This window comes from Streptomyces abyssomicinicus (assembly GCF_008974245.1).
Taxonomy (GTDB): Bacteria; Actinomycetota; Actinomycetes; order Streptomycetales; family Streptomycetaceae; genus Streptomyces; species Streptomyces abyssomicinicus.
The window spans coordinates 57,075-73,596 of record NZ_BBZI01000009.1; the positions used below are offsets into that span (position 1 = coordinate 57,075).

At 72.7% G+C, this 16,522-nt stretch carries 10 protein-coding genes and 1 tRNA gene; 2 read left to right on the forward strand and 9 right to left on the reverse strand.

Annotated elements, in window-relative coordinates; translation table 11 throughout:
• Nucleotides 1-89: 89 nt before the first annotated feature.
• Together GBN72_RS20685 and GBN72_RS20690 are read right to left on the reverse strand one after the other, a co-directional pair.
• The gene (locus GBN72_RS20685; protein ID WP_151773383.1) at nucleotides 90-1,265 is read right to left on the reverse strand and encodes a DedA family protein; all 1,176 of its coding nucleotides are present in this window, start codon (nucleotides 1,263-1,265) and stop codon (nucleotides 90-92) included.
• 165 nt (nucleotides 1,266-1,430) lie between these two features.
• On the reverse strand, nucleotides 1,431-2,288 hold the full coding sequence (locus GBN72_RS20690) for a Sco1979 family transcriptional regulator (RefSeq protein WP_151773384.1): 858 nt from the start codon (nucleotides 2,286-2,288) through the stop codon (nucleotides 1,431-1,433).
• Nucleotides 2,289-2,651: 363 nt separating this feature from the next.
• Here GBN72_RS20690 and GBN72_RS20695 point away from each other — a divergent pair, with 363 nt between their 5' ends.
• On the forward strand, nucleotides 2,652-3,137 hold the full coding sequence (locus GBN72_RS20695; RefSeq protein WP_151773385.1) for an ATP-binding protein: 486 nt from the start codon (nucleotides 2,652-2,654) through the stop codon (nucleotides 3,135-3,137).
• A gap of 49 nt (nucleotides 3,138-3,186) precedes the next feature.
• Here GBN72_RS20695 and GBN72_RS20700 read toward each other — a convergent pair whose 3' ends face one another.
• Together GBN72_RS20700 and GBN72_RS20705 are read right to left on the reverse strand one after the other, a co-directional pair.
• The gene (locus tag GBN72_RS20700) at nucleotides 3,187-3,501 is read right to left on the reverse strand and encodes a DUF397 domain-containing protein (protein WP_439959788.1); all 315 of its coding nucleotides are present in this window, start codon (nucleotides 3,499-3,501) and stop codon (nucleotides 3,187-3,189) included.
• Nucleotides 3,502-3,814: 313 nt separating this feature from the next.
• Nucleotides 3,815-5,020, reverse strand: a complete 1,206-nt coding sequence (locus GBN72_RS20705) for a DUF2786 domain-containing protein (RefSeq protein WP_151773386.1) — start codon at nucleotides 5,018-5,020, stop codon at nucleotides 3,815-3,817.
• A gap of 98 nt (nucleotides 5,021-5,118) precedes the next feature.
• Between GBN72_RS20705 and GBN72_RS20710 the strand changes: the two genes are divergently transcribed.
• Nucleotides 5,119-6,792 (forward strand): bifunctional 3'-5' exonuclease/DNA polymerase, encoded by a 1,674-nt coding sequence (locus GBN72_RS20710; RefSeq protein ID WP_151773387.1) that lies wholly within the window; start codon nucleotides 5,119-5,121, stop codon nucleotides 6,790-6,792.
• A gap of 101 nt (nucleotides 6,793-6,893) precedes the next feature.
• On the opposite strand, the gene GBN72_RS20715 is transcribed toward GBN72_RS20710, so the two are convergent.
• The 5 genes from GBN72_RS20715 to topA all read right to left on the reverse strand — a co-directional run bounded on the left by GBN72_RS20715 (nucleotide 6,894) and on the right by topA (nucleotide 16,383).
• A tRNA-Thr gene (locus GBN72_RS20715) sits at nucleotides 6,894-6,967 on the reverse strand.
• Between the two features lie 98 nt (nucleotides 6,968-7,065).
• Nucleotides 7,066-8,646, reverse strand: a complete 1,581-nt coding sequence (locus GBN72_RS20720; protein WP_246212772.1) for an alpha/beta hydrolase — start codon at nucleotides 8,644-8,646, stop codon at nucleotides 7,066-7,068.
• Between the two features lie 78 nt (nucleotides 8,647-8,724).
• Nucleotides 8,725-9,930 (reverse strand): DNA polymerase III subunit delta', encoded by a 1,206-nt coding sequence (locus GBN72_RS20725; RefSeq protein ID WP_151773388.1) that lies wholly within the window; start codon nucleotides 9,928-9,930, stop codon nucleotides 8,725-8,727.
• 321 nt (nucleotides 9,931-10,251) lie between these two features.
• A complete protein-coding gene (gene tmk / locus GBN72_RS20730; protein ID WP_151773389.1) occupies nucleotides 10,252-13,326 on the reverse strand; it encodes a dTMP kinase in 3,075 nt (1,024 codons plus the stop codon).
• A 189-nt stretch (nucleotides 13,327-13,515) separates the two neighbouring features.
• A complete protein-coding gene (gene topA, locus GBN72_RS20735) occupies nucleotides 13,516-16,383 on the reverse strand; it encodes a type I DNA topoisomerase (RefSeq protein WP_151773390.1) in 2,868 nt (955 codons plus the stop codon).
• Nucleotides 16,384-16,522: the final 139 nt, after the last annotated feature.

Genomic DNA, 16,522 nt, shown 5'->3' on the forward strand with positions numbered 1-16,522 from the left:
TGCGGCTGTACGGGCCCGTGCATGTGCGCCCGCCCGTGCTCCCGCGGGAGCGCCCCCGCGCGGTGCGGGGCTGCCCGCGGGGGCCGGGCTCAGCCCTGCGGGCGCTGGGGGTGCCCGTAGTCCTGCGGGGGGTAGGGCTGCTGCGGCGGCTGCTGTCCGTACGCCTGGGGCTGCTGAGGCTGCTCGGGCTGGTGCCCGTAGGCCTGGGGCTGCGCGGGCTGCTGACCGTACGCCTGGGGCTGCTGCCCGTACTCCTGTGCCTGCTGCCGGCCGTACGGCTGGGCCTGCTGCTGCGGCGCTCCTCCGTACGGCTGCTGCTCCGGCTGCCCGTACCGGTCCCCTCCGTACGGCTGCTGCCCGTACTGCTGCCGGCCGTCGTACGGGTCGTGCGTCTGCTGCGGGTACTGCTGGGGCTGCTGATACTGCTGGTGCTGCGGCTCGTGCTGCTGGGCCTGGTACTGCTGGGGCTGCTGGGGCGCCTGCCCGCCGTACTGTCCGCCGCCGTGGCCGTACGGCTGCTGCGGTCCGTCCTGCTCGGGACGCAGCCGCAACGGACGCGTCGCGTCGTCCATCATCGGGTAGCCGCCGTGCTGCGGCGTGCCGTCACCGGCCGGGGCCTCGCCCTCGCCGTCCTGTCCGCCCTTGCCCTTCCTCGCGCGCGCCTTGAGCAGCTCGAAGACGATCGGCAGCACGGAGATCAGGACGATCAGGATCAGGATCGCCTCGATGTTCTTCTCGACGAAGTCGATCCGCCCCAGCCAGGAACCCAGCAGCGTCACGCCGGCGCCCCACAGGATGCCGCCGAGCACGTTGAAGGTGAGGAAGGACCGGTACCGCATGCCGCTGACGCCGGCGATGATCGGGGTGAAGGTACGCACGATGGGCACGAAGCGGGCCAGGACCAGCGACTTCGGCCCGTACTTCTCGAAGAACTCGTGAGCCTTGGTGACGTTCTCCTGCTTGAAGAAGCGGGAGTCCGGCCGGCTGAAGAGCGACGGCCCGACCTTCTTGCCGAACATGTAGCCCACCTGGTCGCCCACGATCGCGGCGACGCAGATCAGGGCGATGGCCCCCCACAGTGGGAACTTCAGCGTGCCGGAGGTGATCAGCATGCCGGTGGTGAACAGCAGCGAGTCACCGGGCAGGAAGAATCCGAAGAAGAGCCCGGACTCTGCGAAGACGATGAGCAGCAGACCCGGGACGCCGAACGTGTTCAGCAGATAGTCGGGGTCCAGCCAGCTCGGACCCAGGGCAAGCGTCGTCACGGTTCCGGGCTCCTGAGGGGTGAGGGGGAAAGACGGCACGGTTTTCGGACTACCGCACAAAGCTACCAACGCCGTACCGTCACCCCGGGTTCCACCGGGGCGCACCCGGCCGAGCCCCGCCACCCGGCCCTGTCCGCCTCACCCACCGCGCGCCGCGGGTGTTCCTCAGGACAGCTGAAGCAGTCCGCGCAGGATGTCCCTGCTCTCTTCCGGCCCCGGGCTGTCCCGCATCAGCTCGTCGATGGCCCTCTCGTACTGAACGACGTCCTCCCGCTTGTCCAGGTAGAGCGCGCTGGTCAGCTGCTCCAGGTAGACGACGTCCGACAGGTCGGACTCGGGGAAGCTCAGGATGGTGAACGACCCGCTCTCCCCGGCGTGCCCGCCGAAGCCGAAGGGCATCACCTGGAGCCGGACGTTCGGCCACTCGGAGACCTCGATGAGGTGCTGCAACTGGCCGCGCATCACCTGCCGGCCTCCGTAGGGACGCCGCAGGGCCGCCTCGTCGAGGACTATCCGGAACTGCGGGGCGTGCTCGGAGACCAGGTACTTCTGTCGCTCCAGCCGCAGCGCCACCCGGCGGTCCACCTCGGCCGGGGCGTCGGACAGGCCGCGTGAGACGACGGCGTGGGCATAGTCCTCGGTCTGGAGGAGGCCGTGCACGAACTGGACCTCGTAGCCGCGGATCATGGAGGCGGCGCCCTCAAGCCCCACATAGGTGGGGAACCAGTGCGGCAGCACGTCCGTGTAGCTGTGCCACCATCCGGCCGTGTTGGCCTCCTTGACGAGCGAGAGCAACGCGCCGCGCTCCGCCTCGTCCTCGATGCCGTAGAGCGTCAACAGGTCTTCCACATCACGCGCCTTGAAGCTCACCCGCCCCAACTCCATGCGGCTGATCTTCGATTCGGATGCCCGAATCGAGTAGCCGGCCGCCTCCCGCGTGATGCCGCGGGCCTCCCGAAGCCGCCTCAGATGCGAGCCGAGCAGCATCCTCCGCACCACCGATCCCGACTCTCCCGCACTCATGTCAGCCACCCTCCCCGGCCGGTCCCCTGTTGCGAAAGTCTGCCACCAAATCACTCCGAGCTGTACTCATCCGATTACGGAAAGGCAAACATCATGGCAGGGCCGACGCTCCCCGGTCCGGATACTGCCCCGCCGACGGCCGGATTTGAACCCTGCGGTCACCGCCGGGCGGCCGGAAATCAACGTGTGGATGGCGGAAAAAATGACCAAGAAACGGTACGGTGCAGCGTATTTCAGACGCGTGCACGTGCATCTGCCCTTGCATCTGCTGGTCGCATCCGAAACCATGGGCGTCGCACCACCGCCATATCGCCGCGACCGCGAATCCCGGGAGTGCCTCGCATGGGGACGAATGGATCGACCATGCTCGAGCCGCTACGGCAGGGCCTTCCCCCACTCGACCCCGCGGCCGTCTCCAACGCCGCCACCTGCGCACTGCCCGCCCGTTACGAAGCGGTCCGCGAGGCCCGCCGATTCACCCGCGGCACACTCGGTCAGTGGGACATAGGGGACCGTTTCGACGACGTCTGCCTGGTGGTCTCCGAACTCGTCACCAACGCCCTCCGCCACGCCCTGCCGGCCGACACCGCCCGCGACCCCGACCACGACGCCCCGGTACGGCTGCACCTGATGCGCTGGCCCGAACGCCTGGTGTGCGCGGTCCGCGACCCCAGCCACCGGTCCCCCGCCCCCCGCGACGCCGACGCGTCCGACGACTGCGACGCGGAGTCCGGGCGCGGACTGTTCCTGGTCGATTCCTTCAGCGACGGCTGGGGCTGGCACCCCGTCACCGGCGCCCTCGACGGCAAGGTCGTGTGGGCGCTCTTCCGGCTGCGCCCGTCGGCCTGAGACGGGACTGCGGCTGCGGCTGTGTTTGCGCGCGGTCGAGTGCTCGGGTTCAGCCCAATATCAGGTGGTCGAACTCGCCGTCCTTGACGCCGAGCAGCATCGCCTCGATCTCCGCACGCGTGTAGACCAGCGCCGGTCCGTCCGGGAAGCGCGAGTTGCGGACGGCCACCTCCCCGCCGGGCAGACGCGCGAACTCCACGCAGGATCCCTGCGAGTTGCTGTGCCGGCTCTTCTGCCACGCAACGCCCTCGATGCGGGTGGCCGCCATGCCGTTGTGCACCCGCATGGGTCCCGGCACGGCCGGACGCGCCGGACGCTCCGAGGCCTCGTCAAGGTCGTACCCGTCGTACACGTCGTGATCCACAGGTAGCTCCCCGGTGATGCACCGGCCATGGGGCCGCGGTGCGTGGTCAACTGCTTTGGATCATAGTCATGTTCATGTGCATACGCAGGTGCCGATGCATCGGCAAATGGACCGTGCAGATGCACGTGCACGCCGGGTGTTCCTCCGGTTACAGCGCGGCGGGCGACGGAGCCCAGTCTCCGTCCCGGCTCTCCCCCTTTTCTCCCCGTGTGCCCGGCACCCTCCTCCTCATACTCAGGACTTGCTTGCGAGGCGCAGCGGTTCCGCGAGGCACGGCGGTTCCGCGGGCACGCTACGGGACTTGAGCCTGGGCCTAGCGGCCGGGGAGCCCCGGGGCACGGCCCATACGGGCGCGGTCGGCCGCCTCCCGGCCCCGGTTCCAGCCATCCTCGTCCGTGACACCGCGCAGCCGCGTGGTGGTCGTGCGGGGGAAGAGACGGTCGGTCTCGGCCCGCACGGCCGCCTCGCGAGAGGCGAGCACGGGCAGTACTTCCCTGCCGCTCTCGGCCTTCGCCTCCGCAATCTGGTGATCGGCGGCCTCGGTCAGCCGGGCGCCCATCCGGTGCGCGTAGGCGGCCAGGAAGGACTGCCGGAAGGTCTTGGTCCGGCGCCGGCCGCCGCCCTTCGCGCCGCCCTTGCGTATCTCGGCCTCGGCCCGGGTCATCGCCGACGTCGCCTGCACCAGCAGTGAGGTGTACAGCATCTCGACGGCCTCCAGCTCGGCTTCGTAGCCGACCACCGTGCTGAAGCAGAACGGCTCGTTCCAGACCGCCTGGCAGTTGTTGGCCCTCGCCACGGCGTCCAGCAGCACGGCCTTGGCCTGCTCGTACGGCGGCTCCACCCCGATCCGGACGGCCCCCGGACCACCGCTCGCCAGGCCTCCGCCACCACCCGGACCGCCTGAGGCGAGCAGCGCCTCGTCGATGCTGTGGCGCGCCATCAGCTCCTGCGCCTTGGCGGTCAGCGCCTCCGCCTCCTCGGGGTAACCGGTCGCCTCCGCCTTGGCGAGCAGCGCGCGGATCCGGCCGAGCATCCTCGACGCCGGTTCGGCCCGCCCCGTGCCGCCAGGGGCCGGACGGGGCCGGGGGTCGTCCAGCGGCTCCAGCGCGGGCAGCCTCAGCAGCAGCCGGTAGAGCTCCAGTACAACCGTCGCCCGGGTGAAACGGTCTCCCCGGTAGGGGGGCGCGGGCGCCAGCTCGGCGAGCTGGGCCGCCCAGCGGCGCCCTCCGGTCCCGGACCCGGACCCGGACCCGGACCCGGACTCGGCGAGGATCAGGTCGGAGGCCAGTTGGACATGGGCCTCCGCCAGATCGCGCCGGACCATCCGCACGACGTCGGCGGGCTGCCAGCCCCGCCGCCAGAGGGCGGCCGTCAGTTCCTGGCCCCGGCGGGCCAGCTCGGCGTCCGCCCCCGGGTCGGCGGCGAGAAGGGACGCGCCCGTGTCCAGGGCCGTGTCGTTGTCGGCGTAGAGGGCGGCCTCGAAGGCACGCCCGACGGTGCCGGGATCAGTGGTGCTCATCCCTCGATCCTGACATGGGGGCCGGACCTGCCGGAAAGTTGTCCACAGGCTGTGGACGAAGGGCGGCATTGTCGGTCCTGCCTGGCAGACTCGACCGCATGACCGGCCGGTGGGCTCTCGCTCCCGCCGAGGGTGGCGGTGTGGACGTCGTCCCCCTCGGGCCCGACGCCCTGCCCTCGGGCCGGGCTCAGCGCGAACCCGGTCCGGCCGAGGCGGTACGGGCCCGCCCGGACGTCACCCGTTGGGTGTGGCGTTCGACCGCCGAGGTCTATCCCCGTCTGCTGGCCGCCGGTGTGCGGGTGGACCGCTGCTACGACGTGGAGGACGCCGAGACGCTGCTGCTGGGCCACGAGGGCAGAAGCGGCGAGCCCCGCGGCGCCGCGGCCGCGCTGGCCCGTCTGGTCGGCGGCCCGGTGCCGCCGGACCCCCCACAGCGGGCCGCCGACCCCTCGGCGCAGGCTCCTCTGTTCGAGGAGGGGCCGGTCGACGTGCCGCTGACCGACCTGGTCGCCGTGTACGCGGAGCAGCAGCGCCGGCTGGCCGCCACCACACACCCCGACCGGATGGGCCTGCTGCTGGCCGCGGAATCGGCGGGCACCCTGGTCGCGGCCGAAATGAACCGCACCGGCCTGCCCTGGCGGGCCGACGTGCACCGGGCGGTGCTGCGGGACCTCCTCGGCGAGCGCTATCCCGGCGCGGGCGAGCCGCGCCGCCTGGCCGAGCTCGCCGACGAGGTGTCCGCCGCCTTCGGGCGCCGGGTGCGGCCCGACCTCCCGGCCGACGTGGTGAAGGCGTTCGCCCAGGCCGGCATCCGGATCCGCTCCACCCGCCGCCACGAGTTGGCCGGTGTCGACCACCCCGCCGTCCCCCCGCTGCTGGAGTACAAGAGGCTGTACCGGATCTGGGTCGCCCACGGCTGGTCCTGGCTCCAGGACTGGGTGCGCGACGGCCGGTTCCGCCCCGAGTTCCTGCCCGCAGGCACGGTCACCGGCCGCTGGGTGACCCATGGCGGTGGCGCTCTGCAGATCCCCAAAGTGATCCGGCGCGCCGTGGTCGCCGACCCCGGCTGGCGGCTGGTGGTCGCCGACGCCGCTCAGATGGAACCGCGGGTGCTGGCCGCCATCTCCCGGGACCCCGCCTTCATGGCGGTCGCCGGGCGGGAGAGCGACCTCTACCAGGCGGTCTCCGAGCGTGCCTTCGCCGGCGACCGCGACCTGGCCAAGGTCGCCGTACTGGGCGCCATCTACGGCCAGACCTCCGGCGACGGCCTGAAGAACCTCGCGGCGCTGCGCCGCCGCTTCCCGCGCGCCGTGGCACACGTCGACGAGGCCGCACGTGCCGGCGAGGAGGGGCGCCTGGTGCGCACCTGGCTCGGCCGGACCTGCCCGCCGGCGGGCGGCCGGGAGGAGGCGGAGGAGGCGGGCATCCCGCTCGCCGAGGAGGAGGACGGCGACCCCGGTCCGGGACGCTCGACGGCCACATCCCGTGCCCGCGGCCGCTTCGCCCGCAACTTCGTGGTCCAGGGCAGCGCCGCGGACTGGGCGTTCCTGCTGCTGGCGGCCCTGCGCCGCCGCCTGGACGGGCTGGCGGCGGAGCTGGTCTTCTTCCAGCACGACGAGGTGATCGTGCACTGCCCGGCCGAGGAGGCCGATCAGGTGGCGGCCGCCATCCGTGAGAGTTCGGCCGAGGCGGCCCGGCTCACCTTCGGCGAAACCCCGGTCCGCTTCCCGTTCACCACGGCGGTGGTGGAGTGCTATGCGGACGCGAAGTAGCGACGGCACCGGGCCTGACCCGCCAGGGCCAACGCCACCGTGGTCGTGCCGGCAACGCGAAAACCCCGGCCCGGACAGTGTCCGAACCGGGGTTTCACCGGAGCCGCTTTCGGGATTCGAACCCGAGACCTACGCATTACGAGTGCGTTGCTCTGGCCATCTGAGCTAAAGCGGCACGTGCTGACCGCACCATGGTGCGATCCGCGACGACGGTAAGTCTACACAGTTTCCGGAGGTGCTCCGAACCAGCGATGGGACGGCTGTTCCCGCCGGTCAGACGCAGCGCTTCCCCTCCCGAGGGACGGTGCCGCCGAGCAGGTAGGCGTCGACCGCGGCGTCGACGCAGTCGCTGCCCCGGCCGTAGGCGGTATGGCCGTCACCCTCATAGGTGAGCAGCCGGCCGGAGGAGAGCTGACCGGCCAGGGCCTCTGCCCAGCCGTAGGGCGTCGCCGGGTCACGGGTGGTGCCGACGACCAGGATGGGGGCGGCTCCCTCGGCCACGATGCGGCGGGGCTCCCCGGTCGGTGCGACCGGCCAGTAGGCGCAGTTCAGCGCGGCCCAGGCCATGGTCTCGCCGAAGACCGGGGACGCCTCCTCGAACGCGGGCAGCGCCTGACGGACCTCGTCCGGGGAGGCGAAGGCTCCGGGCAGGTCCAGGCAGTTCACGGCCGCGTTCGCGAACATCAGATTGGAGTACCGGCCTTCGGGGTCGCGCTCGTAGTAGCTGTCGGAGAGGGCCAACAGGCCCGCACCGTCCTTCCGCCGCACGGCCGAGGCCAGCGCGTCCCTCAACTGCGGCCAGGCGCCCTCGTCGTACATCGCGGCGATCACGCCCATGGTGGCCAGTGACTCGGTGAGTTCGCGTCCGTCGCGATCGTCCGCGTTCAGCGGCTCGGCGTCCAGCCCGCCGAAGAACTCCTTGAGCTCGAGTCCCACCGTGTCGACGCCGGCTCCCCGGCCTCCCAGGGGACAGTCGGGCTGCCGCACGCAGTCGCGGGCGAAGGCCTGGAAGGCGGTCTCGAACCCGGCCGTCTGGTCCAGGTTCAGCCGGCGCGCGGGCAGCGAGGGGTCCATCGCGCCGTCCAGCACCAGCCGGCCCACCCGCGACGGGTACAGGCCGGCGTAGGTGGCACCGAGGAAGGTGCCGTAGGACGCTCCGACGTAGTGCAGTTTCTCGTCGCCGAGCGCCGCCCGCACCACGTCCATGTCGCGGGCCGACTCCACCGTGGAGACGTGTCGCAGCAGTGCCGCCGAACGGCCGCCGCAGCCCTCGGCGAACGACGAGAACGCCGCCACCAGGGAGTCCGCCTCCGAGTCCTCGTCCGGGGTGAGGTCGGTGCTCGTGTACTCGTCCATCCCCGGACCGTCGAGGCAGGTCACCGGCTCGCTGCGCGCCACGCCCCGCGGATCGACGGCGACCATGTCGTACCGGGAGCGCACCTCTGCGGGGTATCCCATCGCCGCGTACCCCTGCAGGTAGTCGACGGCGGAACCTCCGGGGCCGCCCGGATTGACCAGCAGCGACCCCAGCCGGCTGCCCGGCCCGGTGGCCTTCGTCCGCGCCACCGCCAGCCGCACCTCGCCGGACTCGGGCCGCGCGTAGTCGAGGGGCGCGCGGACGGTCGCGCACTGGAAACCGGGCACACCGCAGGCTCGCCAGGCGGGCTTCTGCTCGTAGAAGCGCGCCAGCTCCGGATCCCCCTCGCCGGGGAGCGCGGCGAGCGGCGGACCGGCGCCCGGATCGCCCTCCGCTCCCTGTCCGGCGGCGCACGCGGTCAGCAGGAGGGCCGAGGCCGTGAGCGCGGCCCCGACGAGGCGCGCGACCCGCCGGGATCGGGACGCAGGACGGGGGATGCGGCTGATCTCCACCTCGCCACCGTAACTCTCCGCAGCGAAGCTCACGCCCAGTGCCACAGAAGTGCCCCGGACGGGCTAACCGTCACGCAGCGCCATGGTCATGGCCTCGACGGCCAGCAGCGGGGGCACATTGCGGTCCAGGGCGTCCCCGCAGGCGGCGATCGCCTCTATCCGCCGCAGGGTCGACTCCGGCGGCCCCGACCGGGCCAGCCGCTGCAGGGCGTCCTCCGCGTCCACGTTGGCCAGCGCCACCCGTGTGCCGAGCTGGAGGGCGAGGACGTCGCGGTAGAAGGTGGTCAGGTCGGTCAGGGCCAGGTCCAGGCTGTCCCGCTGGGTGCGGGAGCGGCGTCGCTTCTGCTTGTCCTCCAGGTCCTTCATCACGCCGGCCGTGCCACGCGGGAGCCGGCCGCCCTGGGACGCCCCCAGCGCCGCCTTGAGCTCCTCGGTCTCCTTGACATCCAGTTCCTCGGCCAGCGCCTTGGCGTCGGCTGCCGCCGCGTCCACCAGTTCCTGCGCGGCGCGCAGGGCGCCGCCGACGTCGCCCACCCTCAGCGGCAGCTTGAGCACGGCGGCCCGGCGTTCCCGGGCCGCCGGATCGACGGCCAGCCGACGGGCACGGTCGACGTGGCCCTGGGTGGCCCGGGCCACCGCGTGGGCGGCCTCCGGCTCGATGCCGTCACGGCGGATCAGCAGGTCCGCGACGGCCTCGACCGGAGCGGTGCGCAGGGTCAGCAGGCGGCAGCGGGAGCGGATGGTGGGCAGCACGTCGTCCACCGAGGGCGCGCAGAGCATCCAGACGGTGCGGGAGGCGGGTTCCTCCACCGCCTTCAGGACGGCGTTGGCCGACTTCTCGTTCAGCCGCTCGGCGTCCTCGACGAGGATCACCTGCCAGCGGCCGCCGGCCGGGGCCGTGTAGGACTTGCGGACGGTGTCGCGCATGTCGTCGACGAGGATCTGCGAGCCGGTCGCGACCACGGTGGACACGTCCGCGTGGGTACCGATCAGCGCCGTGTGGCAGCCGTCGCAGAAGCCGCAGCCGGGGGCCCCGCCGAGGGCGCGGTCCGGGCTCACGCACTGCAGCGCGGCGGCGAAGGCGCGGGCGGCGGCCTCGCGGCCGGCGCCGGGCGGCCCGGTGAACAACCAGGCGTGCGTCATCTTGGACGCGGCCGGGGGCTGCGCGCCCTCCTCCGCGGCGGTGACGAGGGCATCGGCGTCACGGGCCGCGGCGTCCAGCTCGGCGATGACCCGCTCCTGGCCCACCAGGTCGTCCCACACGGCCATGGGCACCGCCTTTCGTTCACTTCGTACCGCCGCCGCCCTCCATTGTGCGGGTCGGCTCGGACAGCGGGACCGACGGCGGGTGCACCGTCCCCGCGGGAGGTGCCCTTCGCCCTGGCATGCTCATCACGGCGGGTGCGCTGCGCCCCGGACTGCCGGTCGGCGGCGGACTCGGCCCGCCCGGGCATGTCCGCCGCAGGCGAACCGCCTCGCCCGGGTGTCCGCCGCAGGCGAACCGCTTCGCCCGGGCATGTCCGTCACGGACGGACCCGCCTCGCCCGGGCCGTCCCGCCGGGCGAGGCGGCGTCCTCCGGCGGCAGCGGGTCAGCGGCGACGGCCCCGGCGGCCCTTGCCGTCGCCGTCGGCCTCGTCGCCCTTGTCGTAGGGGCCGAGGAGCTCGTCGGCGAGGCTGGGCAGGTCGTCCAGCGGGGTCTCCTCGGCCCAGTCCGGACGCTGCCGCCCGCCCCGCGGCTCACCCTCCGCGCCGACCTGCGGAAGCTCCCGCGTGGCGTCCGCGTCGGGCTGTTCGATCCGCGGCAGCACCGCCGTCTCGTCGGCCGGCTGCGACACCTGCGGGATCTCCATCGTCGCGTCGTTCTCGGCGAACCTCGGGATCACCGCAGTCTCCTCCTGCGGGGAGACCACCGGCGTCGGCACGGTCAGCTCGTCGTCCTCCGCCGGCTTCGACAGGTTCACGCGCGCCTGCGGGCCCGTGTCCTTGTCCGGCGCCGGGCCCGCGCCCGGCTCGGGGTCCTTGGTCAGCCGCATCGTCTGCGAGGTCTTCGCCGCGTCCGCGGCCGTCGCCGCCGCCTCCGCCAGACGGCGGGCCTCCTCGGCCCGGAGCAGCGCTTCCTCCGCCTGCCGCTGCTTCTCCAGCCGCCGCGCCTCGGCCTCGGCGCGCAACCGGGCCTGCTCCGCCTCACGGTTGCGGCGCTCGGCCTCCTCCTCGCGGCGGCGGGCCTCCTCGGCGGCCCGGGCCTGCTCCTCGGCGAGCAGCCTGGCCCGCTCCTCCTCGGCCTTGCGGCGCGCCTCGGCCTCCCGGCGGCGGGCCTCCTCGGCCTGCCGCTCGGCCTCGCGACGCTGCGCCTCCTCCAGCTCGCGGCGCTGGCGCTCCTCCTCCTCGGCACGCAGCCGGGCGAGCTCCTCCTGACGCTCCCGCTCGAGCCGCTCCTCCTCGGCCTTGCGGGCGGCCTCCTCCTCGGCGCGGCGTCGCGCGTCCTCCTCGGCCTTGCGGCGGGCCTCCTCGCGGGCCTTCAGCTCGGCCTCGGAGAGCGGCAGCATCTGGTCGAGGCGGTGCCGGACGACCGTGGTCACGGCCTCCGGCTCCTGTCCGGCGTCGACGACCAGGTAGCGCCCCGGATCGCTCGCGGCCAGCGTGAGGAAGCCCGAACGCACCCGGGAGTGGAACTCGGCGGGCTCGGACTCCAGACGGTCGGGGGCCTCGGTGAACCGCTCGCGGGCGGTCTCCGGGGAGACGTCCAGCAGGACGGTCAGGTGCGGGACCAGTCCGTTGGTGGCCCAGCGGGAGATACGGGCGACCTCGGTGGGCGACAGGTCGCGCCCGGCGCCCTGATAGGCGACGGAGGAGTCGATGTAGCGGTCGGAGATCACCACGGCACCGCGCTCGAGGGCGGGGCGGACCACGGTGTCGACGTGCTCGGCGCGGTCGGCGGCGTACAGCAGCGCCTCCGCGCGGTGCGAGAGACCCGCACTGGAGACGTCCAGCAGGATCGACCGCAGTCGCTTGCCGACCGGGGTGGCGCCCGGCTCCCGGGTCAGCACCACCTCGTGGCCCTTGGCCCGGATCCACTCGGCGAGCGCCTCGGCCTGGGTGGACTTGCCGGCTCCGTCGCCGCCCTCCAGGGCGATGAAGAAACCGTTCGCCGCGGGTGCGGCGGTGGGCTCGTCGCCGCGGACGGCATCGCGGAGGTCGTGGCGGAGCGGCACACCGGACCGGTCGTCGGTCTTGGCCAGTACCAGCGCGGCCACCGGCAGCAGCAGCGCGCCGACCAGCATCAGCACGAAGGCGGCGCCGCCGTGCGCGAAGACGAACTTGCCGCTCTCCACGCGGTGGGGGCCGATCGCGGCGGCCAGCAGGGGGGCGGCCACCGCGGCCAGGCCGATGACGGCGCGGACCACGGCGTGCAGGTGGTCGGTGAGCCGCGGGCGGCGGTACTCCTCGGCCTCCTGGTCGAGGAGGGTGTGGCCGGTGTTGGCGGCGACGCCCGCGCCGGTGCCCGCGAGGGCGGCGGTCAGCAGCATGGTCGCCATGTCCGGCACCAGGCCGGTGGCCAGCAGCGCGACGCCGGTGAAAGTCAGGGCCAGGGCCAGCAGGCGGCGGCGGGAGAACGAACGCAGCACCTTGGGGCCGAGGCGCACTCCGGCCACCGTCCCGCCGGTGAGGGCGAGCACCAGGAGCCCGAAGGCGACCGGGCCGCCCCCGAGGTCCTTGGCGTGCAGCACGGCGACGGCGACGGCCGCGGCGATCGCGGCGGCGACCGACGAGCAGGCGACGACCAGCACAGCGATCGCGCCGGTGCGGCCCTTGTCCGGCCCGGAACCGGTGCGCGGGCGACGCAGGCCCTCCAGCGGCGAGCGGGCGCGCGGGGTGCGGGTCGAGGGAAGCTCCAGCTGGACCAGCACGGAGACGGACGCGGCGAACAGTCCGGCCGCGACGTACGAGGCGAGAGCGGCCTGGTGCTCGGCGAACCAGGCGACGCCGGCGCCGATCAGGTTGCTGATCAGGGTCGCCGTCACCAGCACGGCGGCGGCCAGCGGCAGGGCTCCGACGGTGGTGCGCAGAGAGAGGCGGCGCAGGGCGTCGAGGTGGTCGGGCAGCGGCCGGATGCTGGCGCCCTCCAGGGGCGGGGGCGGCAACAGCGCGGGCGCGGCGGAGGCGCGGCAGATCGTCCACAGCCGTTCGGCGACGCCGGTCAGGAAGACCGTCACCAGCAGTACGGCGACCGCGCTGCCCGGGGTCCAGTCGATCCACAGCGGGGCGAGGATCAGCAGCACCAGACGGAAGCCGTCGGCACCGACCATGGTCCAGCGGCGGTCCAGCGGGCCCTCGGCCGAGGTGAGCGAGGTGAGCGGACCCAGCAGCACGGCGCCGAAAAGAAGGGTGGACAGGGCGCGTGCGCCCAGCACGCAGGCGACGGTCAGGGCCACGCCGCGGTAGCCGCCGCCGAAGGCGCTCTCGGCGACCGCGGCCTGGAGGGCCAGCAGCACCAGCACCAGCAGGGCCAGAAGGTCACCGGTTCCGGAGACCAGATGGGCGCTCCAGAGCCGCTTCAGCTGCGGTCGGCCCAGCAGGGACCGGACGGCGCGTTCGCGGGAATCCGCGACCAGGGCGTCGTCGGGAACCGGGGAGTGGGCCGTTGTCTGCTCGGCTCGCGTCATGCGTTCAGCCTATCGGGACGCGCCGACGCCACGGGCCCGGCCTCCGAACGCGTGCACCGCTGCGCAGGCGTTCGGAGGCCGGGGCCCGGGGCCGGCATGGTCGGGTCGGGTCCGGGGACGGTCCGCGTCGGGCGGGCCGACGGCGTCGTGCCGTTCGCCCAGTTCCCTCGATTCCCGGTCCCGCGCCGGTCAGTCCTCGACGGGCGGCTCGGCCGCCGTCTTCTTCGCCGTCGTCTTCCGGGCAGCCGTCTTCTTCGCGGCGGTCTTGGTGGCCGTCTTCTTCGCGGTCGCCTTGGTCGCCGACTTGGTGGCGGTCGCCTTCGTGGCGGTCTTCTTCGCCGTGGTCTTCTTGGTGGCCGCCTTCTTCGCCGTCTTCTTGGCCGGGCCCTTCGCCCGCTTCTCGGCGAGCAATTCGAAGCCGCGCTCCGGTGTGATCCCCTCGACCGTGTCGGTGGACCGCAGTGTCGCGTTGGTCTCGCCGTCCGTGACGTACGGACCGAAACGGCCGTCCTTGACCACCACCGGCTTGCCGCTGGTGGGGTCGTCACCCAGTTCCTTCAGCGGCGGCTTGGCGGCGGCCCGGCCACGCTGCTTGGGCTGGGCGTAGATCGCCAGCGCCTCGTCGAGCGTGATGGTGAAGAGCTGCTCCTCGGACTGGAGGGACCGCGAGTCCGTGCCCTTCTTCAGGTACGGGCCGTAGCGGCCGTTCTGCGCGGTGATCTCCACCCCCTCCGCGTCGCTGCCGACCACGCGGGGCAGGGACATGAGCGCGAGTGCGTCCTCCAGCGTGACGGTGTCCAGGGACATCGTCTTGAAGAGCGAGGCGGTGCGCGGCTTGACCGCGTTCTTGCCGGTCTTCGGGGTGCCCTCGGGGAGCACCTCGGTGACGTACGGGCCGTAGCGGCCGGCCTTGGCGACGACGGGGTGACCGGACCCGGGGTCGATTCCCAGCTCACGGCCGCCGCGCGGCTGGGCGAGCAGTTCCTCGGCCTTCTCGACGGTCAGCTCGTCGGGCGCCATGTCCGGAGGGATGTCGGCGCTCTGGTAGCCCTCCGTGTCCTTCTCGCCGCGCTCCACGTACGGGCCGTACTTGCCGACCCGGAGCACGATGTCGTCGGCGACCGGGAACGAGGACACCTCTCGGGCGTCGATGGCGCCGAGGTCGGTGACCAGTTCCTTCAGGCCGCCGAGGTGATCGCCGTCACCGTTGCCGGCGTCGGCGGCGGCGCTCGCGCCGGGCATTCCGCCGCTCTCGCCGAAGTAGAAGCGCCGCAGCCACGGCACCGCCTCCGCCTCACCGCGGGCGATGCGGTCGAGGTCGTCCTCCATCCGGGCGGTGAAGTCGTAGTCGACCAGCCGGCCGAAGTGCTTCTCCAGCAGGTTGACCACGGCGAAGGACAGGAAGGACGGCACCAGGGCGGTGCCCTTCTTGAAGACGTACCCGCGGTCGAGGATGGTGCCGATGATCGACGCGTAGGTCGACGGACGGCCGATCTCGCGCTCCTCCAGCTCCTTGACCAGCGAGGCCTCGGTGTAGCGGGCCGGCGGCTTGGTGGAGTGGCCGTCGACCGTGATCCCCTCGGCGGACAGCGGGTCGCCCTGGGCGACCTGCGGCAGCCTGCGCTCGCGGTCGTCGAGCTCGGCGTTGGGGTCGTCCGCGCCTTCCACGTAGGCCTTCATGAAGCCGTGGAACGTGATCGTCTTGCCGGAGGCGCTGAACTCGGCGTCCCGGCCGTCGGAGGCGGTGCCGCCGATCCGGACGGTGACCGAATCTCCGGTCGCGTCCTTCATCTGTGAGGCGACCGTGCGCTTCCAGATCAGCTCGTAGAGCTTGAACTGGTCGCCCGTGAGGCCCGTCTCGGCAGGGGTGCGGAAGCGGTCGCCCGAGGGACGGATGGCCTCGTGCGCCTCCTGCGCGTTCTTGACCTTGCCGGCGTAGGTGCGCGGCTTGTCCGGCAGGTAGGAGGCGCCGTAGAGCTGGGTCACCTGCGCGCGGGCGGCGGCGACCGCCGTGTCCGACAGGGTCGTGGAGTCGGTACGCATGTAGGTGATGAAGCCGTTCTCGTACAGCTTCTGGGCCACCTGCATGGTCACCTTGGCGCCGAAGCCCAGCTTGCGGCTGGCCTCCTGCTGCAGCGTCGTGGTCCGGAAGGGGGCGTACGGCGAGCGGCGGTAGGGCTTGGACTCGACCGAGCGGACCTGGAACCGCGTGCTCTCCAGCGCGGCGGCCAGCGCGCGGGCATTCGCCTCGTCGAGGTGGAGGACGTTGGCGGTCCGGGCCTGGCCGCGCGAGTCGAAGTCACGACCCTGGGCGACGCGCACGCCGTCGACCGACGCGAGCCGGGCCACCAGGGTCGACGGGTCGGACGGGTCCCCGGATCCGGCCGAGCCGGAGGCCCGCGAGAACGTGCCGGTGAGGTCCCAGTACTCGGCGGAACGGAAGGCGATGCGCTCCCGCTCGCGCTCGACGACCAGTCGGGTCGCGACGGACTGGACACGGCCGGCCGACAGGCGCGGCATGACCTTCTTCCACAGCACGGGGGAGACCTCGTAGCCGTAGAGACGGTCCAGGATGCGGCGGGTCTCCTGCGCGTCGACCAGCTTCTTGTTCAGCTCGCGCGGGTTGCGCACGGCCTGCTGGATGGCGTCCTTGGTGATCTCGTGGAAGACCATCCGCTTGACCGGGACCTTGGGCTTGAGCACCTCCTGGAGGTGCCAGGCGATGGCCTCGCCCTCGCGGTCCTCATCGGTGGCGAGGAAGAGCTCGTCGGACTCCTTCAGGAGGTCCTTGAGCTTCTTGACCTGCGCCTTCTTGTCCGCGTTGACCACGTAGACGGGCTGGAAGTCGTGCTCGACGTCCACGCCGAGGCGGCGCACCTCGCCGGTGTACTTCTCGGGCACCTCCGCGGCGCCGTTGGGAAGGTCGCGGATGTGCCCGACGCTCGCCTCGACGATGTAGCCAGGGCCGAGGTAGCCCTTGATCGTCTTCGCCTTGGCAGGCGACTCGACGATGACGAGTCGGCGGCCGCCCTGTGCGGTCTCGCTGGTCGGGGACAACTTCTGCTCTTCTCTCCGGTCGGCGCGGGGTCTGCCCCGGGATGCTTCGGCACCCGGGTTCGGGTCTGGTGACGCTGCGGAGTGTGACGGTACATGCCGCCCCCGTGTCAAACGGGAAAAGCCCGCAACGGCCACTCGA